This is a genomic window from Burkholderia sp. MS389 (assembly GCF_016899425.1).
In the GTDB taxonomy this organism is placed as follows: domain Bacteria; phylum Pseudomonadota; class Gammaproteobacteria; order Burkholderiales; family Burkholderiaceae; genus Burkholderia; species Burkholderia sola.
Genome location: NZ_CP045994.1, coordinates 621478 through 641095 on the forward strand (window position 1 = coordinate 621478; position 19618 = coordinate 641095).

The 19618-nt window shown below is 66.6% G+C and carries 19 protein-coding genes and 1 tRNA gene; 10 read left to right on the top strand and 10 right to left on the bottom strand.

Annotated elements, in window-relative coordinates:
* The first annotated feature begins 64 nt into the window (after positions 1-64).
* The 3 genes from ftsZ to lpxC all read left to right on the top strand — a co-directional run bounded on the left by ftsZ (position 65) and on the right by lpxC (position 3115).
* Positions 65-1261, top strand: coding sequence for a cell division protein FtsZ (ftsZ, locus tag GJG85_RS02865; protein ID WP_006487140.1), 1197 nt, complete (start codon positions 65-67; stop codon positions 1259-1261).
* 189 nt (positions 1262-1450) lie between these two features.
* Positions 1451-1957 (top strand): peroxiredoxin, encoded by a 507-nt coding sequence (locus GJG85_RS02870; RefSeq protein WP_050013900.1) that lies wholly within the window; start codon positions 1451-1453, stop codon positions 1955-1957.
* A gap of 240 nt (positions 1958-2197) precedes the next feature.
* Entirely contained in the window at positions 2198-3115 is a 918-nt protein-coding gene (gene lpxC / locus GJG85_RS02875) for a UDP-3-O-acyl-N-acetylglucosamine deacetylase (RefSeq protein ID WP_089488148.1), read from the top strand.
* A gap of 83 nt (positions 3116-3198) precedes the next feature.
* Here lpxC and GJG85_RS02880 read toward each other — a convergent pair whose 3' ends face one another.
* The gene (locus GJG85_RS02880) at positions 3199-3675 is read right to left on the bottom strand and encodes a DUF721 domain-containing protein (protein ID WP_050013898.1); all 477 of its coding nucleotides are present in this window, start codon (positions 3673-3675) and stop codon (positions 3199-3201) included.
* A 256-nt stretch (positions 3676-3931) separates the two neighbouring features.
* On the opposite strand from GJG85_RS02880, the gene secA reads away from it, so the two are divergent.
* From secA to GJG85_RS02900, 4 genes are all read left to right on the top strand, one after another.
* Complete coding sequence (secA, locus tag GJG85_RS02885) at positions 3932-6739, top strand: preprotein translocase subunit SecA (protein ID WP_050013897.1); 2808 nt, start codon at positions 3932-3934, stop codon at positions 6737-6739.
* A 142-nt stretch (positions 6740-6881) separates the two neighbouring features.
* Positions 6882-8123, top strand: a complete 1242-nt coding sequence (gene argJ / locus GJG85_RS02890; protein WP_204383651.1) for a bifunctional glutamate N-acetyltransferase/amino-acid acetyltransferase ArgJ — start codon at positions 6882-6884, stop codon at positions 8121-8123.
* 19 nt (positions 8124-8142) lie between these two features.
* Complete coding sequence (locus tag GJG85_RS02895) at positions 8143-9012, top strand: ATP-binding protein (protein ID WP_050013895.1); 870 nt, start codon at positions 8143-8145, stop codon at positions 9010-9012.
* Positions 9009-9452 carry an NUDIX domain-containing protein gene (locus tag GJG85_RS02900; protein ID WP_050013894.1) on the top strand — a complete coding sequence of 148 codons (444 nt, stop codon included), beginning with the start codon at positions 9009-9011 and terminating at the stop codon, positions 9450-9452. Before GJG85_RS02895 ends, GJG85_RS02900 begins: the two co-directional genes overlap by 4 nt.
* Positions 9453-9512: 60 nt before the next feature.
* Here the strand turns inward: GJG85_RS02900 and GJG85_RS02905 are convergent, their stop codons facing one another.
* The 9 genes from GJG85_RS02905 to GJG85_RS02945 all read right to left on the bottom strand — a co-directional run bounded on the left by GJG85_RS02905 (position 9513) and on the right by GJG85_RS02945 (position 17431).
* Positions 9513-9713 carry a DNA gyrase inhibitor YacG gene (locus GJG85_RS02905; RefSeq protein ID WP_011544509.1) on the bottom strand — a complete coding sequence of 67 codons (201 nt, stop codon included), beginning with the start codon at positions 9711-9713 and terminating at the stop codon, positions 9513-9515.
* 28 nt (positions 9714-9741) lie between these two features.
* Positions 9742-10497, bottom strand: a complete 756-nt coding sequence (gene zapD / locus GJG85_RS02910) for a cell division protein ZapD (protein ID WP_050013893.1) — start codon at positions 10495-10497, stop codon at positions 9742-9744.
* 109 nt (positions 10498-10606) lie between these two features.
* The gene (coaE, locus tag GJG85_RS02915; RefSeq protein ID WP_050013892.1) at positions 10607-11215 is read right to left on the bottom strand and encodes a dephospho-CoA kinase; all 609 of its coding nucleotides are present in this window, start codon (positions 11213-11215) and stop codon (positions 10607-10609) included.
* 1 nt (position 11216) lies between these two features.
* A complete protein-coding gene (locus tag GJG85_RS02920; RefSeq protein ID WP_050013891.1) occupies positions 11217-12128 on the bottom strand; it encodes an A24 family peptidase in 912 nt (303 codons plus the stop codon).
* Between the two features lie 46 nt (positions 12129-12174).
* Entirely contained in the window at positions 12175-13386 is a 1212-nt protein-coding gene (locus GJG85_RS02925) for a type II secretion system F family protein (RefSeq protein WP_089488153.1), read from the bottom strand.
* The gene (locus tag GJG85_RS02930) at positions 13383-14660 is read right to left on the bottom strand and encodes an ATPase, T2SS/T4P/T4SS family (RefSeq protein ID WP_124630571.1); all 1278 of its coding nucleotides are present in this window, start codon (positions 14658-14660) and stop codon (positions 13383-13385) included. The genes GJG85_RS02925 and GJG85_RS02930 overlap by 4 nt, the downstream gene beginning before the upstream one ends.
* A gap of 116 nt (positions 14661-14776) precedes the next feature.
* A complete protein-coding gene (locus GJG85_RS02935) occupies positions 14777-16069 on the bottom strand; it encodes an HlyC/CorC family transporter (RefSeq protein WP_050013888.1) in 1293 nt (430 codons plus the stop codon).
* Positions 16070-16209: 140 nt separating this feature from the next.
* Positions 16210-16286, bottom strand: a tRNA-Pro gene (locus tag GJG85_RS02940).
* A 149-nt stretch (positions 16287-16435) separates the two neighbouring features.
* Positions 16436-17431: a polyprenyl synthetase family protein gene (locus GJG85_RS02945; RefSeq protein ID WP_050013887.1), complete on the bottom strand. Its 996-nt coding sequence runs from the start codon at positions 17429-17431 to the stop codon at positions 16436-16438.
* A gap of 210 nt (positions 17432-17641) precedes the next feature.
* On the opposite strand from GJG85_RS02945, the gene rplU reads away from it, so the two are divergent.
* The 3 genes from rplU (at position 17642) to obgE (ending at position 19540) form a co-directional block, all read left to right on the top strand.
* A complete protein-coding gene (gene rplU, locus GJG85_RS02950; RefSeq protein WP_004194344.1) occupies positions 17642-17953 on the top strand; it encodes a 50S ribosomal protein L21 in 312 nt (103 codons plus the stop codon).
* Between the two features lie 24 nt (positions 17954-17977).
* Positions 17978-18241, top strand: a complete 264-nt coding sequence (rpmA, locus tag GJG85_RS02955; protein WP_006476999.1) for a 50S ribosomal protein L27 — start codon at positions 17978-17980, stop codon at positions 18239-18241.
* Between the two features lie 186 nt (positions 18242-18427).
* A complete protein-coding gene (obgE, locus tag GJG85_RS02960; protein ID WP_050013886.1) occupies positions 18428-19540 on the top strand; it encodes a GTPase ObgE in 1113 nt (370 codons plus the stop codon).
* The last annotated feature ends 78 nt before the right edge of the window (positions 19541-19618 follow it).

Genomic DNA, 19618 nt, shown 5'->3' on the forward strand with positions numbered 1-19618 from the left:
GGGGTTGCCCGATCTCCTGCCGAATAACGGCCGAGTAGCAGTCATTCTCTTGACGGAGGCAACAATGGAATTCGAAATGCTGGAAACCGAGACCAACGGCACCATCATCAAGGTGGTCGGCGTTGGCGGCGCTGGCGGCAATGCCGTCCAGCACATGATCAACCGCGGCGTGCAGGGCGTCGACTTCATCGTGATGAACACGGACGCGCAGGCGCTGTCGCGTTCGCGCGCATCGTCGGTGATCCAGCTCGGCAACACGGGTCTGGGCGCCGGTGCGAAGCCGGAAATGGGTCGTGCGGCAGCGGAAGAAGCGCGCGAGCGCATCGCCGACGCACTGCGCGGCGCGCACATGGTGTTCATCACGGCCGGCATGGGTGGTGGCACGGGCACGGGCGCGGCACCGGTGGTCGCGCAGATCGCGAAGGAGATGGGCATTCTGACGGTCGGTGTCGTCAGCAAGCCGTTCGAGTTCGAGGGCGGCAAGCGCATGCGCGTCGCCGAAGCAGGCTCGCAGCAACTGGAGGATCACGTCGACTCGCTGATCGTCGTCCTGAACGACAAGCTGTTCGACGTGATGGGCGATGACGCCGAGATGGACAAGTGCTTCCAGTGCGCGGACGACGTGTTGAACAACGCGGTGGCGGGTATCGCGGAAATCATCAACGTCGACGGCCTCGTGAACGTCGACTTCGAAGACGTGAAGACAGTGATGGGCGAGCAGGGCAAGGCGATGATGGGCACGGCGACGGTTGCCGGCGTCGATCGCGCACGCCTCGCGGCGGAACAGGCCGTGGCGAGCCCGCTGCTCGAAGGCGTCGATCTGTCGGGCGCGCGCGGCGTGCTGGTCAACATCACGTCGAGCCGTTCGCTGCGCCTGTCGGAAACGCGCGAAGTGATGAACACGATCAAGAGCTACGCGGCGGAAGATGCGACGGTGATCTTCGGTGCGGTGTACGACGACGCGATGGGCGATGCACTGCGCGTGACGGTCGTGGCGACGGGGCTGGGCCGTGCGGCGAAGAAGCAGCAGTCGGCACCGATGACGCTGCTGCGCACGGGTACGGACAACCAGCCGGTCAGCGCGGTGTCGCACGGCTATGCGCCGGCGCAACACGTCAGCACGGCCGACTACGGCGCGCTCGATACGCCGGCGGTGTGGCGCAACTCGCGCGAAACCGCGGCATCGCACGTGCAGGCGCTGCAGGAGAAGGGGGTGGACACGTACGACATCCCGGCTTTCCTGCGCAAGCAGGCTGACTGACGACGCACACAGGCGAAGCCGCGGCGAAGTTGCCGCGGTAACGCCGGCGTGACGGATGCCACGGATCACGACAGGCCGCGTCGGATGCGACGCCGGGCCGGGAAACGTGCCCTCTTCGCGTGAGCGGAGCGGGATGGGCCGTGCTGTCCGCGACACGCTGAAAAACCGTATCGCTATGAGGGACCAGCCATGATTCAAGTGGGCGACGCGCTGCCCGACGCGCAATTGTTCGAGTTCATCGACGATGCGCGCGAAGGGTGCACGCTGGGGCCGAACGCCTACAGCGTGCGCGACCAGGTTGTGGGAAAGCGGGTGGTGATCTTCGGATTGCCGGGCGCGTTCACGCCGACCTGCTCGGCGCAGCATGTGCCGGGCTACGTCGAACACGCCGAGCAACTGCGCGCGGCGGGGATCGACGAGATCTGGTGCGTGTCCGTCAACGACGCATTCGTGATGGGCGCATGGGGACGTGATCTGCACACCGCGGGCAAGGTGCGCATGATGGCGGACGGCAGCGCGGCTTTCACTCATGCGCTGGGGCTGACGCAGGATTTGTCCGCGCGTGGCATGGGAATTCGTTCCCTGCGCTACGCGATGGTGATTGACGGCGGTGTGGTCAAGACGCTGGCCGTCGAGGCGCCGGGCAAGTTCGAAGTGAGCGATGCGGCGAGTGTTCTCGCGACGTTGACGTCCTGATCGTGCGGTGCGCCGTTGCCTTCCGGCAACGCTGCTCACCGGCCTCAGGGCAGTTGTAACACGGGCCGATGACCGGAAACGCCTCCGTTCCGGGCATTGGCCCGTCCCGTATCGGCGCGGGTAAACAGACGAAACAGATTGATACGCAGTTTCAAACAGCGTTGAATTGGGAATTACGCTATAATCTCGCCTATCGAATATAACTCCTGATTGATATCTTCAATCAAGACGAAGAAGACCATGTTGAAGCAGCGCACCATCAAATCCATCGTGAAGACCGTGGGTATCGGTCTCCACTCGGGCCGCAAGGTCGAACTGACGCTCCGTCCGGCTGCGCCGGGCACGGGTATCGTGTTCACGCGCGTCGACCTGCCCACGCCCGTCGATATCCCGGCCTCCGCGATGTCGATCGGCGACACGCGGCTCGCGTCGGTGCTGCAGAAGGATGGCGCGCGCGTGTCGACGGTCGAGCACCTGATGTCGGCGTGCGCCGGCCTCGGCATCGACAACCTCTATGTCGACGTGACGGCCGAGGAAATCCCGATCATGGACGGCAGCGCCGCGTCCTTCGTGTTCCTGATTCAATCCGCCGGCATCGAAGAGCAGAACGCGCCGAAGCGCTTCATCCAGGTGAAGAAGCCGGTCGAAATCCGCGATGGCGACAAGTTCGCGCGTCTCGATCCGTATTTCGGCTTCAAGCTGAAGTTCACGATCGACTTCCGTCACCCGGCCGTCGACAAGACCGGCCAGGAATTGGAGGTCGATTTCGCGAATACGTCGTACGTGCGCGAGATCGCGCGCGCGCGCACGTTCGGTTTTGCCCATGAAGTCGAAATGATGCGCGAGCTGGGTCTCGCCCGCGGCGGCAGCATGGACAACGCGATCGTGCTCGACGAGTACCGGATCCTGAACAACGACGGGCTGCGCTACGACGACGAGTTCGTGAAGCACAAGATGCTCGATGCGATCGGCGACCTCTACGTGGTCGGCCATCCGCTGCTGGCATCGTACACCGCGTACAAGTCGGGCCACGGGCTGAACAATGCGCTGCTGCGCGAGCTGCTCGCACACGAAGACGCGTACGACATCGTGACGTTCGACGATCCGCAGGCTGCGCCGAAGGGGTTCGCGTTCGACGCGCAGACGGCCTTCGCGTGACCGGCATTCGTTACCGCAAGCGATAAAAAAGCGACCCTCGGGTCGCTTTTTTGTTGGCTGGCCGCCGTTGGCGGCCGGGGCAGTCAGCGCGGTTTCGCGCCGTGCCGCGCCGCCATCCGTGCGAGCGCAGCCTGCAGCGGCGACGGTTCGAGGTGGTCGGCGAGGTCGCGCAGCGCGGCGGCGCCGGTCGACGTCATCCGCGCCTGCTTCACGTGCGGCGGCTCCGGCGCGTCCTTCGGCCGCACGCGCACGCGCAGCGTCGTCACGGGCCAGCCGCGCTTCTGGAGATCGCCGAGCAGTCGCACTTCGACTTGTCGCAGCCGGGCGGCCAGCGCATTGTGCGCGGCAAAGAGGGTCAGGGTGCCATCCTTGATGAAGCCCGGTTCGACGTGATTCGCCAGATAGTCGGGCAGGCACGCGCCGAGGTCGCGCTGCAGCGACGCGATCTGCTCGACGCCGGCGCGTAGCGCCGCGAATGCGTCGGTACGACCGAGCACTTCGGACACGGGTTGCGGGCGATAGGCGGCGAGCGGGCCGAAACGCTTGGAAAATCGGTTCATCGAGGCTTTCTTCGAGCGCGCACGCGCGCGGACGTTGCAGCCGATTGTACCCGCGCCGGCCCGCGCACGGGCGGCTTTCGCCCACGCCCACCCGGCCCCGGCGCGCAATGGCCGTCCGGCCGGAACGCAGGCGCATGCGGCCCCGCGTGCTAAAATTCGTCGTTTGAGTCCACTAATTCGCTAAGCCGCCGAGGCTCGGGCACCGGGGCGCGTACCACGCGCCGGGCGCCGGTGCTGCGACGCAGGATCCGATCCGATGACAACCGGTTTTCTCCAGAAAATTTTTGGCAGCCGCAACCAGCGGCTCGTCAAGCAATACCAAAAGACCGTCGCGACGATCAATGCGCTCGAAACGCAGATCGAGCAGCTGACGGACGACCAGTTGCGCGGCAAGACGGATGAATTCCGCCAGCGGGTCGCGGCCGGCGAGTCGCTCGACAAGCTGCTGCCCGAGGCCTTCGCGGTCTGTCGCGAGGCGAGCCGCCGCGTGCTGAAGATGCGGCACTTCGACGTGCAGATGATCGGCGGCATGGTGCTCCACTACGGCAAGATCGCGGAAATGCGCACCGGCGAGGGCAAGACGCTCGTCGCGACGCTGCCCGTGTACCTGAACGCACTGGCCGGCCGCGGCGTGCACGTCGTGACCGTCAACGATTACCTCGCGCAGCGCGACGCCGAATGGATGGCGCGCCTCTACAACTTCCTCGGTCTGTCGGTCGGCATCAACCTGTCCGGCATGGAGCACGACCAGAAGCAGCAGGCGTACGCGGCGGACATCACGTACGGCACGAACAACGAATTCGGCTTCGACTACCTGCGCGACAACATGGTCTACGAGACCGACGCGCGCGTGCAGCGGGCACTGAATTTTGCAGTCGTCGACGAAGTGGACTCGATCCTGATCGACGAAGCGCGGACGCCGCTGATCATTTCGGGCCAGGCCGAGGATCACACCGAGCTGTACGTGCGGATGAACGCACTGCCGCCGCTGCTCGAGCGCCAGATCGGCGAAGAGAAGGCCGACGGCACGGGCGTCGAGAAGCCGGGCGACTACACGCTCGACGAGAAGGCGCGCCAGGTATTCCTGACGGAATCGGGCCACGAGAAGGCCGAGCGCCTGCTCGCCGAATGGGGCCTGATCGGCGAGGGCGAGAGCCTGTACGCGCCGCAGAACATCACGCTGATGCACCACGTGTACGCCGCGCTGCGCGCCCACACGCTGTTCCACAAGGATCAGCACTACGTCGTGCAGAACGGCGAAGTGGTCATCGTCGACGAATTCACGGGCCGCCTGATGGCCGGCCGCCGCTGGTCCGACGGCCTGCACCAGGCGGTCGAGGCGAAGGAGCACGTGAAGATCCAGAGCGAGAACCAGACGCTCGCGTCGATCACGTTCCAGAACTACTTCCGGATGTACGCGAAGCTGGCCGGCATGACCGGCACCGCGGACACCGAAGCGTACGAATTCAACGAGATCTACGGCCTCGAGACGGTCGTGATCCCGACCAACCGCCCGCCGAAGCGGATCGACAAGCAGGACCAGATCTACAAGACGGCCAAGGAGCGCTACGACGCGGTGATCCGCGACATCCGCGACTGCTACGAGCGCGGCCAGCCGGTGCTGGTGGGCACGACCTCGATCGAGAACTCCGAGCTGCTGTCGCACCTGCTGAAGCAGGCCGGGCTGCCGCACGAAGTGCTGAACGCGAAGCAGCACGAGCGTGAAGCGGCGATCGTCGCGGAAGCCGGCCGTCCGAAGCGCATCACGATCGCGACCAACATGGCCGGTCGCGGTACCGACATCGTGCTCGGCGGCAACGCCGAGAAGCAGGCCGCGTTCATCGACGCCGACGACGCGATCCCGGCCGACGAAAAGGCACGCCGCATCAAGCAGCTGCACGACGAGTGGGAAACGCTGCACGAGCAGGTGAAGGCCGCGGGCGGCCTGCACATCATCGGTACCGAGCGCCACGAATCGCGCCGGATCGACAACCAGCTGCGCGGCCGTGCGGGCCGCCAGGGCGATCCGGGCTCGTCGCGCTTCTATCTGTCGCTCGACGATCCGCTGCTGCGCATCTTCGCGGGCGACCGCGTGCGCTCGATCATGGATCGCCTGAAGATGCCGGAAGGCGAGGCGATCGAGGCGGGTATCGTCACGCGGTCGATCGAATCGGCGCAGCGCAAGGTCGAAGCGCGCAACTTCGACATCCGCAAGCAGCTGCTCGAATACGACGACGTGTCGAACGACCAGCGCAAGGTGATCTACCAGCAGCGCAACGAGCTGCTCGAAGCGCACGACATCACCGAGACGATCACCGCGATGCGTCACGGCGTGATCACCGAGGTCGTCCGCCAGTTCGTGCCGGAAGGCAGCATCGAAGAGCAGTGGGACGTGCCCGAGCTCGAGGAAGCGCTGCGCAACGACTGGCAGCTCGACCTCGCGATCCAGGAAATGGTGAACGAGTCGTCGTCGATCACGGCCGAGGAGATTCTCGACGCGGTGACGACGGCCGCCGACGAGCAGTACGACGCGAAGGTCGCGCTGGTCGGCCGCGAATCGTTCAGCGCGTTCGAGCGTTCGGTGATGCTGCAGACGGTCGACCGCCTGTGGCGCGAGCACCTCGCGGCGCTCGACCACCTGCGTCAGGGCATCCATCTGCGCGGCTATGCGCAGAAGAATCCGAAGCAGGAGTACAAGCGCGAGGCGTTCGAGCTGTTCGCCGCGATGCTCGACGCGATCAAGCAGGAAGTCACGCGCGTCGTGATGAACGTGCAGATCCAGTCGCCGGAGCAGCTCGAGGAGGCGGCCGAGCAGATCGAGGAGCGCGGCGGTCATCTCGAGAACGTCGAATACCAGCACGCCGACTACGCGGACGCCGGTGCGCCGGTCGCGAACGTCACGGCCGCCGCGGCGGCCACGGCGGCCACGGCGACGGCCGACATGGTCGGCAGCGCGATGACGCACAGCGGCCCCGGCGGCGAAATGCCGAAGGTCGGCCGCAACGACCCGTGCCCGTGCGGCAGCGGCAAGAAGTACAAGCAATGTCACGGGAAGCTGTCATGATCGGCGGCGGCGCGCGTCACGCGTGCCGCGTCGTTCGCAGCGTCGAGTCAGTGATGTGAGTTGTGGCGGCCCGCGTGGGGCCGCCGGTTCTTCCAATCGATGCCGGCGCATGCCGGCATTTTCCATCCGGCAGGTGTGCCCCATGGCTGTCAATTTTCCGTCGATCGATCCCGCCCAACTGCATCCCGTCGCCGGCGTCACGCTCGGCTGGGCGGAAGCGAACATCCGCAAGCCGAATCGCAAGGACGTGCTGGTCATTTCCGTCGACGAAGGCGCGACGGTCGCGGGCGTGTTCACCGAAAATCGTTTCTGCGCGGCGCCGGTCACCGTCTGCCGCGAGCACCTGGCGAAGGTCCGTGCGGGCGGCGCGGGCATCCGCGCGCTGGTCGTGAATACGGGCAATGCGAACGCGGGCACCGGCGAGCCGGGCCTCGTGAACGCACGCGAGACCTGCACGGAGCTCGCGCGTCTCGCGGGCATCGCGCCGGCGCAGGTGCTGCCGTTCTCGACCGGCGTGATCCTCGAGCCGCTACCGATCGACCGCCTGAAGGCCGGCCTGCCGGCCGCGCTCGCGAACCGCCAGGCCGCGAACTGGTTCGACGCCGCGCAGGCGATCATGACGACCGACACGCTGCCGAAGGCGACGTCGCGCCAGGTGACGATCGACGGTCACACGGTCACGCTGACGGGCATCAGCAAGGGCGCGGGCATGATCAAGCCGAACATGGCGACGATGCTCGGCTTCCTCGCGTTCGACGCGAACGTCGCGCAGCCGGTGCTCGACACGCTGGTGAAGGAAGTCGCCGACCGCTCGTTCAACTGCATCACGATCGATGGCGACACGTCGACGAACGACTCGTTCATCCTGATCGCGTCGGGCAAGAGCTCGCTGCCGGCCATCACGTCGACCGATTCGCCGGCCTATGCGGCGCTGCGCGACGCGGTGACGGAAGTCGCGCAGGTGTTGTCGCAACTGATCGTGCGCGATGGCGAAGGCGCGACGAAATTCATGACGGTGCAGGTCGAAGGCGGCAAGAGCGTCGCCGAATGCCGCCAGATCGCGTACGCGATCGGCCATTCGCCGCTCGTGAAGACGGCCTTCTACGCATCCGACCCCAACCTGGGCCGGATTCTCGCGGCGATCGGCTATGCGGGCGTCGCGGATCTCGACGTCGGCAAGATCGACCTCTATCTGGACGACGTGCTCGTCGCGAAGGCGGGCGGCCGCAACCCGGCCTACCAGGAAGAGGACGGCCAGCGCGTGATGAAGCAGAGCGAGATCACGATCCGCGTGCTGCTCGGCCGTGGCGACGCGCAGGCCACCGTCTGGACGTGCGACCTGTCGCACGATTACGTGAGCATCAACGCGGATTACCGCTCCTGATCGGGAGCGCTCGAACGACATGGACAAGCTTGAACAGTTTCTGACGCGCGCGGAAGCGCTGCTCGGCCGTCTCGAAGGAATGCTGCCGCCCGCACCGGCGGCCATCGACTGGAACGCGGCGCACGCGTTCCGCTGGCGCAAGCGCCAGGGGCGCGGCTACCTGCAGCCGGTACCGGCCGTGTCGTCGATCACGCTCGGCGACCTGCACAACATCGATCGCCAGAAAGTGCTGATCGACCAGAACACGCGGCAGTTCGTGCAGCGCAAGCCGGCCAACAACGTGCTGTTGACCGGCGCGCGCGGCACCGGCAAGTCGTCGCTGATCAAGGCGTGCTTGAATGCGTACGCGAACGACGGGCTGCGCCTGATCGAAGTCGACAAGGACGACCTGCACGATCTCGGCGACATCGTCGACCTGATCTCGCAGCGTCCGGAGCGGTTCATCGTGTTTTGCGACGACCTGTCGTTCGAGGACGGCGAATCGGGCTACAAGGCGCTGAAGGTCGCGCTGGACGGGTCGATCGCCGCGCAGTCGGACAACGTGCTGATCTACGCGACGTCGAACCGCCGCCATTTGCTGCCCGAGTACATGAGCGACAACGAGTCGTACAAGCATCTGCCGGACGGCGAGATTCATCCCGGCGAAGTCGTCGAGGAGAAGATCTCGCTGTCGGAGCGCTTCGGCCTGTGGGTCAGCTTCTATCCGTTCAAGCAGGACGACTACCTCGACATCGTCGCGCACTGGCTGCGTCACTTCGGCTGCCCGGATGCGGAGATCGAGACCGCGCGCGGCGACGCGCTCGTATGGGCGCTCGAGCGCGGCTCGCGTTCGGGCCGCGTCGCGTGGCAGTTCGCGCGGGACTGGTCGGGCCGCAAGGAGCAGGCATGAGCGCGGATCAGGCACAGGGCGCTGTGCGGGCGCCGGACGGTCGCAAGGTGACCGAAGTCGCGGTCGGCGTGATGGTGCAGCCGGACGGGCGTTATCTGCTCGCGCAGCGCCTGCCGGGCAAGCCGTATGAAGGTTACTGGGAGTTTCCGGGCGGCAAGCTGGAGGCCGGCGAAAGCGTCGAGGACGCGCTGGCGCGCGAGCTGCACGAGGAACTCGGCATTGACGTCACGGCCAGCCACCGCTGGCACACGCTCGAGCACGATTATCCGCACGCGTATGTGCGGCTCTATTTCTGCAAGGTGACGGGCTGGACGGGCGAGCCGCACAGCAAGGAAGGGCAGGCGTTCGTGTGGCAGCAACTGCCGGTCGAGGTTGCGCCGCTGTTGCCGGCGGCGCTGCCGGTGCTCGAACTGCTCGAGAAGGAAGCGGCGTCGCAATGACGCCGCGGCGGCCCGCCTGAAACGCGGGCCATATCAGCGGACGGCGGCGTCGCGCGCCGCTCAGCTGTCGCGGCGGTTGTCCGTGCCGTCTTCTTCCGACGACGGACCCTCGTCGGAGGCGCCGCCGATCCGATACTTTTCCGCGGCCCATGCGCCGAGGTCGAGCTGCTTGCAGCGGGCCGAACAGAAGGGACGGAACTTGTTTTCAGGCGTCCAGCGCACTTCGGCGCCGCACGAAGGACATTTCACAACGGTAGTCATACGAAAGCATCGATCCGGCACGTGGCCGTTACAGATTACACAGTGTCAGATGGAACGGCACGTCGATGTCCACCGCGCGCGGCCGTACATCGCCGTCCTGCATGGTGAACCGCACCCACAGCATGTATTTGTTGGCGCTCGCCTCGGGAATGACGCGCAGCTCCGGCGGCACCCGTACCTGCATCAGCTGGTAGGTGCGGCCGGACAGCATCTGCTGGTAGCTGCCCTGCATCGCCATGACCTTCGACGCCTGACCCGATTCGCGCGCGAGCCGCAGCACGATCGCCGCGGCGTCGCGCAACGGCAGCATCGGCAGGACCCACTTCGCGATGTCCTGGCGCCGCTGCTCCGCAGGCCATTGCTGCCACGCGTAGTACGACGGCAGGTCGAACTTGCAGGTACCGCCCGGAATCACCGCGCGGCTGCGGATGCTGGCGAGCCACTCGTTGTCGACGAGGTGCTGGCCGGTCTTGCCCTGCATCTGCGCGAGATTCGCGAGCGTTTGCTCGATTTCACCGAGCACGGCCTCGAGCGCGTTCTGCTCGATGCCCGGATTGCCGCGAAAGGGGGCGAGCGTCTGGCGCTGACGTTCGAGCTCCTTCATCAGATCCGATTTCAGGTCCGCGCGGCCCGTTACCTCGGCGATTTCGAACAGCGTCGTCAGCGCGACGTGGTGTTCACGCGGGTCCTCCTGAGCCAAAAAGAACGTGAAGCGCTCGAACAGATCTTCGAGACGCAACAGCGTGCGAATTCGCTCGTTGAACGGATACTCGTAAAGAATCAAGCGCGCTCGCCTCTTGGGTAGGGATTGAAACAATGAAGGACATTCTAATGCCCCCTCTCTACCCTAGCAACGCGCCAATTTCGTACACCATCACGATTGCGCGCGATGCTCAGTGCGCGGCGGCCGCGAATTCGACATAGCGTTGGTGCAGTGCATCGACCTGCGCGGCGAGCGCGTCGGGCGTGAGCGCGTCGTTGACGATCACGTCGTCGGCCGCCGCGAGGCGGGCTTCGCGCGACGCCTGTCGCGCGATGATCGCTTCGACCTGTTCGCGCGTGAAACCGTTGCGCCGCATCACGCGCGCGATCTGCGTTTCGACCGGGCAGTCGACGACGAGCACGCGATCGCTGCGCGCCTTCCAGGTGCCCGACTCGACGAGCAGCGGCACGACGAACATTACGTACGGGCCCCGCGCTTTGCGCGCGTCGCGATCGGTCTCCGCGCGGATCAGCGGATGCGTGATCGCTTCGAGGCGCCGGCGCGCGGCGTCGTCGCTGAAGATCAGCGTGCGCATCTTCGCGCGATCGAGCGAGCCGTCGGCGGCCACGAAGTCGCGACCGAAAGCCTGCTCGATCGCGGGCATCGCGAGGCCGCCCGGCGCGGTGATGCGGTGGGCAATCAGGTCGGTATCGACGAGCGATGCGCCACGGGCGCCGAACAGGTCGGCAACGGTCGTCTTGCCGCTGCCGATGCCGCCCGTGAGTCCTACGGAAAACATGTCAGCCTCCGAGCGCCGCATAGAAAGGGGTGCCGAAAAACAGCGTGGCGACGCCGCCGGCCGCGAGGAACGGGCCGAACGGAATCGGCTCCTCGAAGCGCATGCGGCCGCGCCAGGTTGCGACGAGCCCGACGATCGCGCCGGTCACCGCCGCGAACAGCACGACCTGCGGCAGCGCGGCCCAGCCCATCCATGCGCCGAGCGCGGCAAGCAGCTTCAGGTCGCCGAAACCGATGCCCTCGATGCCGCGCAGCCATTTGAACAGCCAGTAGATCGACCACAGGAACAGGTAGCCGGCCATCGCGCCGATCACGGCCGAGCGCAGCGACGTGAAGGTGCCGCCGAGGTTCAGCACGAGCCCTGCCCACAGCAGCGGCAGCGTCATCGAGTCGGGCAGGTAGCCGGTCCGGATATCGATCGCGCTCATCGAGAGCAGCGCCGCGCACAACGCGAACGCGGCAAGCGCGGCGACGGTCGGGCCGAACGCCGCGAGCGAGCCGGCGGCGAGCCCTGCGCACGCGATCTCGACGAGCACGTAGCGGATGCCGATCGCATGGCCGCAGCGCCGGCAGCGCCCGCGCAGCATCAGGTAGCTGACGAGCGGGATGTTTTCCCACGCGCGCAATACGTGGCCGCAATGCGGGCAGGCACTGCGCGGGCGCCACAGATCGTAGCGCGGCGGATAACCGTCGTCGGGCGGGGCGCTCGCGGTGCCCGTCGCCTCGGCGATCTCGGCCTGCCATGCGCGCTGCATCATCACGGGCAACCGGTGCACGACCACGTTCAGGAAGCTGCCGATGCAAAGGCCGACGACGACCGCGAACGCATACTGCAGCGCGGGCGGCAGCATCGCCAGCGCGAGCAGCGTGCTCTCGGGCGAATCGGAAACGGCGGACAGGGGCGCGGGCGTCATGAGGCTCAAGGTTCGGACTTAAAAGGCGACAGAATCGGTTGCGATGCTACACCACGTTGCCGAGTTGAAGGATCGGCAGATACATCGCGATCACGAGACCGCCGACGAGTGCGCCCAGCACGATCACGATCAACGGTTCGCCGAGCGCCGCGAGCGCATCGAGGCGCGCGTCCAGCTGGCGTTCGCACAGCGCGGCGATGTCGGCGAGCATCGTGTCGAGCGCACCGGTTTCCTCGGCGACGGCGATCGGCTGCACGACGTCGTCCGGAAAGCAGCCGGCCGAATGCATCGCATCGGCCAGACGTACGCCGCGCAACACGCGTGCGGCGATGTGCGCGGTGGCGTGCGCGAACACCGGGTGGCCGGCCGTGCGCTCCAGCGTGGCGAACGCATCGGCGAGCGGCACGCCGGCGCCGAGCAGGGTCGCCAGCGAGCGGCACCAGCGTGCGGCAGCGTATCGCTCGAGCGCGCTGCCTGCGAGCGGAGCGCGCAGCAGGCGCCGCGCGAGCGCGTGACGCAGCGCGGCCGAGCGCCGCAGCGCGTGCCGCGCGGCAAGGCCCGTGGCGGCCGCGCCGGCCAGGAGTACGCCGCCCCACGCCGACAGCGCGGAGGACAGCGCGAGCAGCGCGCGGGTCGGCGCGGGCAGCGCGGCCCCGAAACCGTCGAAGATCTGCCGGAAGGTCGGCACGACCCACATCATCAATGCAGCGGAGATCGCGAGCCCGAACAGGATGACGGCGGCCGGATACGCGAGTGCGGCGCGCAGCTTGCGCCATTGCGCATCGGCGCGCTCGCGGTGTTCCGCGACCCGTGTCAGCACGACGCCGAGCGAACCGGACGCTTCGCCGACCTCGATCAACTGACGATACAGCGTGCCGAATTGCGATGGATAGCGTGCGAGCGCATCGGCGAAGCGCCGGCCGCCGACGATCTCGCGGGCGAGACCCGCGGCAATGCGCGGCACGCCGTCGCGCGTGCGGGTGCGCGCGAGCATCTCGAGCGACGGCGCGAGCGGCAGGCCGGCCTGCAGCAGGCTCGCGAGCTGGCGCGTGAAGCGCGTGATGTCGCGCGCGGCCGCCGTAGGCGGACGGGCCGGCCCGCGGACGTCGAGCGACAGTACCGCGATGCCGTCGCGCGCGAGCGTGGCGCGCGCGGCCGAGGCGTCGAACGCGATGACGATCCCGCGGCGTGGAGAGCCGTCGCGATGGCGGCCGCGCCATGCGAAGCGGGTTTCGCGCGGCGGCGTGCGCACGTTCACGCGGCGGGGGTGGCGGCGACGGCTTCCGCGAGGCTCGTCGTGCCGTCCATGACGCGCGCGAATGCCGCGTCGCGTAGCGTGCGCACGCCCTCGGCCGCCACGCAGTGCGCGAGTTCGCCGACGCTCGCCCGCGCGACGATGCGCTCGGCCAGCGCGGGCGAGACCGGCATCGTCTGATGCAGGCCGATGCGGCCGCGATAGCCGATCCCGTGACAGGCGGAACAGCCGCGCGCGACGAACGGCCGCCAGCCGGCCGCCAGCGCCGCCGGGTCGCAGCCGGATTCCCGCAGCGCGCGCGCCGATGCGTCCGAAGGCGCGCGGCAGTGAACGCACAGGCGCCGGACGAGGCGTTGCGCGGTGACGAGGTGCAGCGCGGCGGCGAGGTTGTACGGCGCGACGCCGATGTCGAGCAGCCGCGCGACGGCTGCCGGCGCGTCGTTCGTGTGCAGCGTCGACAACACGAGATGGCCGGTCTGCGCGGCCTTGATCGCGACGTCGGCCGTCTCCGCATCGCGAATCTCGCCGACCATGATGACGTCCGGGTCCTGTCGCAACAGCGCGCGCAGCGCCGTCGCGAACGTGAGCCCCGCCTTGTCGGCGACGCCGACCTGATTGATTCCGTCGAGCTGGATCTCGGCGGGATCCTCGACCGTGCAGACGTTGTGCGCGTCGCGATCGAGCATTTGCAGCGCGCAGTAGAGCGACAGCGTCTTGCCGCTGCCGGTCGGGCCCGTGACGAGCACGAGGCCATGCGGCGCGCGGATCGCGGCCTCCATCGCGGCCGCCTGCCGCGCATCGAAGCCGAGGTTGGCCAGCGTGAGATCGGGCGGCAGCGTTTCGAGCCGCCGCAGCACGAGCTTTTCGCCGAACAGCGTGGGCAGCGAACTGACACGATAGTCGCCGCGCGTGCCGCCGTCGATCGCGATGCGCAGCCGGCCGTCCTGCGGAAGCCGCCGCTCGGCGATGTCCATGCGCGAGAGCACCTTGATCCGCGTGACGAGCGCATCGCGCAGGTGCAGCGGCGGTCGCGCGTGTTCATGCAGCACGCCGTCGATGCGCAGACGGATGCGCCAGCCGGCTTCGAACGGCTCGACGTGGATGTCCGACGCGTCGCGCACGCGCGCCGCGTGCAGCGTGTCCGTCAGCAGCCGTACGGCGGGGGCATCGTCGAGCTGGGCCGCATCGAGTGCATGGGGCGTGTCGGCGGGCGGCGCGTCGGCGTGCGCGGGCGCCGACCGCGCGTGTAGCGACGCCGCGGAGGAAGGAAAGTGCATGTGAGCCGGCACGCTGGCCGCCAGTTGACCGTGATGCGCAGATCATCGCGCGTCGCGGCCAGCGCCGGCAGTCGGCCGTTCGGCTAGCGCTAGCCCGTTATTAGCGTGAACCGGCCCTAGCGCGAGGCGGCGCGCACGGTGCGCGTGCCGCGCGGCTTGAAGAGCTTGACGGTGCGTACTGCCTGATCGTCGCTGCGCATCACCTCGAGCATCACGTCGCCGATTTTCAGGCACACGTCGTCTTCCGGAATTTCCTCGAGGATCTCGAGTACCAGTCCGTTCAGCGTCTTCGGCCCGTCGGTCGGCAGTTTCAGGTGCAGCCAGCGGTTCAGCTCGCGCAGCGGCATGCTGGCCGACACGATGCATTCGCCGTTCTCGTCCCAGCCGCCCGCGCGTTCGCTGCGCGGCATCGACGTCGTGAATTCGCCGATCAGTTCCTCGATGATGTCCTCGGGCGTGACGAGCCCTTCGAGTTCGCCGTACTCGTTGACGACGAGCGCGGTGCGCTGCCGGGTTTCCTGGAAGAACTGGAGCTGCTGGACCACCGGCGTGCCGGACGGCACGTAGTACGGTTCGGCGAGCAGCGCGCGGAGCGTCTCGCGGTCGAAATCCTGGTTGTGCAGCCCGGTGAGCGTCTTGCGCACGTGCAGCACGCCGAGCACCTTGTCGATGTCGCCTTCGTAGACGACCAGCCGGTTGTGATAGCAGGTTTCGAGCTGATGCAGGATGTCGTCGAGCGGCGCGTAGAAGTTGAGCGACTCGATCTGGCGGCGCGGGACCATCACGTCGTCGACCGTGATGTTCTCGAGGTCGAACAGGTTGAGCAGGATGCTGCGGTGCTTGGTCGGCATGAAACTGCTCGATTCGAGCACGATGGCGCGCAGCTCGTCGGCCGACATCCGCTGGTCGCGGCCTGTCTTCGTGTTGATGCGCAGTACCCACAGCACGCCGTTCGCGAGCGCGTTGACGAACCACACGACCGGCTTGAACACGCGCATCAGCGGGGCGATCACGAGGCTCGCGGGCAGCGCGATGCGTTCGGGGAACGTCGCGCCGACGATCTTCGGTGCGATTTCCGCGAACACGATGATCAGGAACGCGACGACGCCGGTGGCGATCGACAGCGCGAGGTTGTTGCGGCCGAACGTATGGAGCGCGAGCGACGTCGTGAGGACCGGGATGATCGTGTTGAACAGGTTGTTGCCGATCAGGATCACGCTGAGCAGCAAGTCAGTGCGCGTGAGAAGCCCCTGCGTGGTTTTCGCGCCGAGTGCGCCCTGGCCGGCGAGATGCTTCAGCCGATGGCGGTTGAGCGCCATCATCGCGGTCTCGGAAATGGAAAAGAAGCTGGAACAGAGAAGAAGCAGGAAGACGGCGCCGATTTGCGCCCATAAGGGAATTTGGTCCACGCGTTGGAAAGGGCAGTGAAGGACAGGGATGGGGGAAATATAGCAGAGGCCGGCGACCGCGATGTGTCGCGCGCGACACGAGGGCCCGCGGCGGCCGGACGAAAAAAAACCGTGCACGCGGTGCACGGTTTTTTTAAATCTGGTCGGGGTGAGAGGATTCGAACCTCCGGCCTCTACGTCCCGAACGTAGCGCTCTACCAGGCTAAGCTACACCCCGATTTTTGCTCTTCTGACTTCGCCGTCTTCGTTAAGAATCGCTGCGTCGTCACAAGCAAGAACGTAACTATAACGATGTTTTTTCTAAAAGGGAATACTTTGATGAAGAAAATTTTCGAGACAACGCATCGCTTCGCGTTCGCGGCGTGTTTACGATTGCCGCGACGTCGAGTATGAGCACAACCCGAGCAGGCTTTCCTTGTAGATCGAATCGGGGAACGCGGCAATCGCCGCGGCGGCCGCCTGCGCTTCCTGGCGTGCGCATTCAAGCGTGTGATCGAGCGCGCCCGAGCGCGTGATCGCTTCGAAAATCGTGTCGAAGCGATCGGTGCCGCCGTGTTCGATCGCCTCGCGTGCGAGCGCCGACTGTTCGGGCGTGCCGCGCTCGATCAGATAGATGAGCGGCAGCGTCGGCTTGCCTTCGCGCAGGTCGTCGCCGGCATTCTTGCCCATTGCCTCGGCGGTGCCCGCATAGTCGAGCCAGTCGTCCATGATCTGGAACGCGGTGCCGATCCGGCGGCCGTATTCGGCGGCGGCGGCCTCGGTCGGCGCATCGGCGCCCGCGAGCACCGCGCCCAGGCGCGCCGACGCCTCGAACAGCTTCGCCGTCTTGTAGCGGATCACCTGCATGTAGCGCGTTTCGTCGACGTCCGCGTCGTGCATGTTGAGGAGCTGCAGCACCTCGCCTTCCGAAATGATCGTCGTCGCTTCGGACAGGATCTCCATCACGCGCATCTTGCCGACGCCGACCATCATCTCGAACGAGCGCGAGTAGAGGTAGTCGCCTACCAGCACGCTCGCCGCGTTGCCGAACAGCGCATTGGCCGTCTGGCGGCCGCGGCGCAGCTCGGATTCGTCGACGACGTCGTCATGCAGCAGCGTGGCCGTGTGGATGAACTCGACGACGGCGGCCAGCACGTGCCGCTGGTGCGACGTTTCGCCGAGCGCGCCGGCGACGAGCAGCAGCAACGCCGGACGCAGCCGCTTGCCGCCCGCGCCGATGATGTATTCGGCGATCTGGTTGATCAGCAGCACGTCGGACGCGAGGCTTTGCCGGATAACGCGATTCACCTGCTCCATGTCGCTGGTGATCGGGGCGAGCAGGTGGGCGGCGCTGAGGGTGGGGGAGGCGGTGGACGACGACATGATGATGGAATTGGGTGATGCGGCGGATTATAAGTCGAATCCGCGATATGCCGGTCTGTCAGACGTACCAGCGGCGCGATTTTGGCCGTCCGGCCGAAGCCCGCGCGCGGCAATCGTCGATCGGCTTTGACTTGGATGCTAAGCCCATGTATAATCACGTGTTTTCCGCGCGTGGTGTGCGGAAAAATTGGATCCAGAGTGAGGTTCTCAATGTACGCGGTCATAAAAACCGGCGGCAAGCAGTACAAGGTTGCCGTTGGCGAAAAACTCAAAGTAGAACAGATACCGGCTGACATTGACGCTGAAATCACGCTCGACCAGGTTCTCGCAGTGGGCGAAGGCGAATCGATTCAGTTCGGTACGCCGCTGGTCAGTGGGGCTTCCGTCAAGGCCACCGTTGTGTCGCACGGTCGTCATGCCAAGGTCACCATCTTCAAGATGCGTCGCCGGAAGCACTACCAAAAGCACGGCGGCCACCGCCAGAACTACACTGAGCTGCGCATCGACGCGATCAACGCGTAAGCGCCTCGGTAAAGGAGCAATCAGATGGCACACAAAAAGGCAGGCGGCTCTTCCCGGAACGGCCGCGACTCCGAGTCGAAACGTCTCGGCGTGAAAGTGTACGGCGGCCAGGCAATCAACGCTGGCGGCATCATCGTGCGTCAGCGCGGCACGCGCATGCACGCTGGCGAGAACGTCGGCATGGGCAAGGATCACACCCTGTTCGCGCTGGTCGACGGTCACGTCAAGTTCGCGACGAAGGGCGCGGACAAGAAGCATCTGGTCATCGTCGTCCCGGCGGCTGCCTAAGTCAGGCACCCACGGGCTTCGTAGCCGAAAGGCCCCGCAGTCTTCGCGGGGCCTTTTTTATTGGGTCGCCGCCCGCCAGTGCGGACCGGCGACCCTCGCGCAACCGGCGGTCGATCGGCCGAACGGCAGATTGTTCAAGCGTGCCGGCGCGCGGCACAATAGCGGAAATACTGGGCGGAGTGACGAATGAAGTTCATTGACGAAGCACGAATCGAAGTCATCGCCGGCGACGGAGGCGATGGCAGCGCGTCGATGCGCCGCGAGAAATTCGTCCCGTTCGGCGGGCCGGACGGCGGCGACGGCGGCCGGGGCGGCAGCGTTTACGCGATCGCCGACCGCAACATCAACACGCTGATCGACTACCGTTACGCGAAGAAGCACCTCGCGCGCAACGGCGAAAACGGTCGCGGCTCGGATTGCTACGGCAAGGGCGGCGACGACGTCACGCTGCGCATGCCGGTCGGCACGATCATCAGCGACATGGAAACGGGCGAGCTGATCGCCGACCTGACCGAGCACGACCAGCAGGTGATGCTCGCGCAGGGCGGCGCCGGCGGTCTCGGCAACCTGCATTTCAAGTCGAGCACGAACCGCGCGCCGCGCCAGAAGACGGACGGCAAGCCGGGCGAGCGGCGCATGCTGAAGCTCGAGCTGAAGGTGCTCGCCGACGTCGGCCTGCTCGGCATGCCGAACGCGGGGAAGTCGACCTTCATCTCGTCGGTGTCGAATGCGAAGCCGAAGATCGCCGACTACCCGTTCACGACGCTTGCGCCGAATCTCGGCGTGGTGCGGGTCGGCCCGAGCAAGAGCTTCGTGATCGCCGATATCCCGGGGCTGATCGAAGGGGCGGCCGAAGGCGCGGGCCTCGGGCATCAATTCCTGCGTCACCTGCAGCGTACCGGCGTGCTGCTGCATCTGGTCGATCTCGCGCCGTTCGACGAAAGCGTCGATCCGGTCGCGGAAGCGACGGCGATCGTCGGCGAACTGCGCAAGTATGACGAGGCGCTCTACGAGAAGCCGCGCTGGCTCGTGCTCAACAAGCTGGACATGGTGCCGGAAGACGAGCGCGAGGCGCGCGTCGCGGATTTCCTCGACCGTTTCGGCTGGGACGGCCCGGTGTTCGAGATCTCGGCGCTGACGGGCCAGGGCTGCGAAGCACTGTGCTACGCGATCTACGACTACCTCTCCGAACATTCGGACGCGCATCGCGCGGCGGAGGCGGAGGATCTCGCGGCGGACGTGCGTTTCCGCGATGCGCCGCCGGCGAAGGGCGGCGCGGCCCCGGGCGACGACGCCTGAACGGTCAGGCGGTCAGATCACGCGCCGGGCGTGCCGCCCGGCGTCGGCGTTCCATCGCGCCCGGCGGGCCGGCATCAG

Coding starts and splice junctions, on each gene's coding strand:
- obgE (WP_050013886.1), top strand. CDS start 18,428: ATGAAGTTCATTGACGAAGCACGAATCGAAGTCATCGCCGGCGACGGA.
- argJ (WP_204383651.1), top strand. CDS start 6,882: ATGGCTGTCAATTTTCCGTCGATCGATCCCGCCCAACTGCATCCCGTC.
- GJG85_RS02880 (WP_050013898.1), bottom strand. CDS start 3,675: ATGAACCGATTTTCCAAGCGTTTCGGCCCGCTCGCCGCCTATCGCCCG.
- coaE (WP_050013892.1), bottom strand. CDS start 11,215: ATGTTTTCCGTAGGACTCACGGGCGGCATCGGCAGCGGCAAGACGACC.
- GJG85_RS02945 (WP_050013887.1), bottom strand. CDS start 17,431: ATGTCGTCGTCCACCGCCTCCCCCACCCTCAGCGCCGCCCACCTGCTC.
- lpxC (WP_089488148.1), top strand. CDS start 2,198: ATGTTGAAGCAGCGCACCATCAAATCCATCGTGAAGACCGTGGGTATC.
- rplU (WP_004194344.1), top strand. CDS start 17,642: ATGTACGCGGTCATAAAAACCGGCGGCAAGCAGTACAAGGTTGCCGTT.
- GJG85_RS02930 (WP_124630571.1), bottom strand. CDS start 14,660: ATGCACTTTCCTTCCTCCGCGGCGTCGCTACACGCGCGGTCGGCGCCC.
- GJG85_RS02870 (WP_050013900.1), top strand. CDS start 1,451: ATGATTCAAGTGGGCGACGCGCTGCCCGACGCGCAATTGTTCGAGTTC.
- ftsZ (WP_006487140.1), top strand. CDS start 65: ATGGAATTCGAAATGCTGGAAACCGAGACCAACGGCACCATCATCAAG.
- secA (WP_050013897.1), top strand. CDS start 3,932: ATGACAACCGGTTTTCTCCAGAAAATTTTTGGCAGCCGCAACCAGCGG.
- GJG85_RS02905 (WP_011544509.1), bottom strand. CDS start 9,713: ATGACTACCGTTGTGAAATGTCCTTCGTGCGGCGCCGAAGTGCGCTGG.
- rpmA (WP_006476999.1), top strand. CDS start 17,978: ATGGCACACAAAAAGGCAGGCGGCTCTTCCCGGAACGGCCGCGACTCC.
- GJG85_RS02920 (WP_050013891.1), bottom strand. CDS start 12,128: ATGACGCCCGCGCCCCTGTCCGCCGTTTCCGATTCGCCCGAGAGCACG.
- GJG85_RS02895 (WP_050013895.1), top strand. CDS start 8,143: ATGGACAAGCTTGAACAGTTTCTGACGCGCGCGGAAGCGCTGCTCGGC.
- GJG85_RS02900 (WP_050013894.1), top strand. CDS start 9,009: ATGAGCGCGGATCAGGCACAGGGCGCTGTGCGGGCGCCGGACGGTCGC.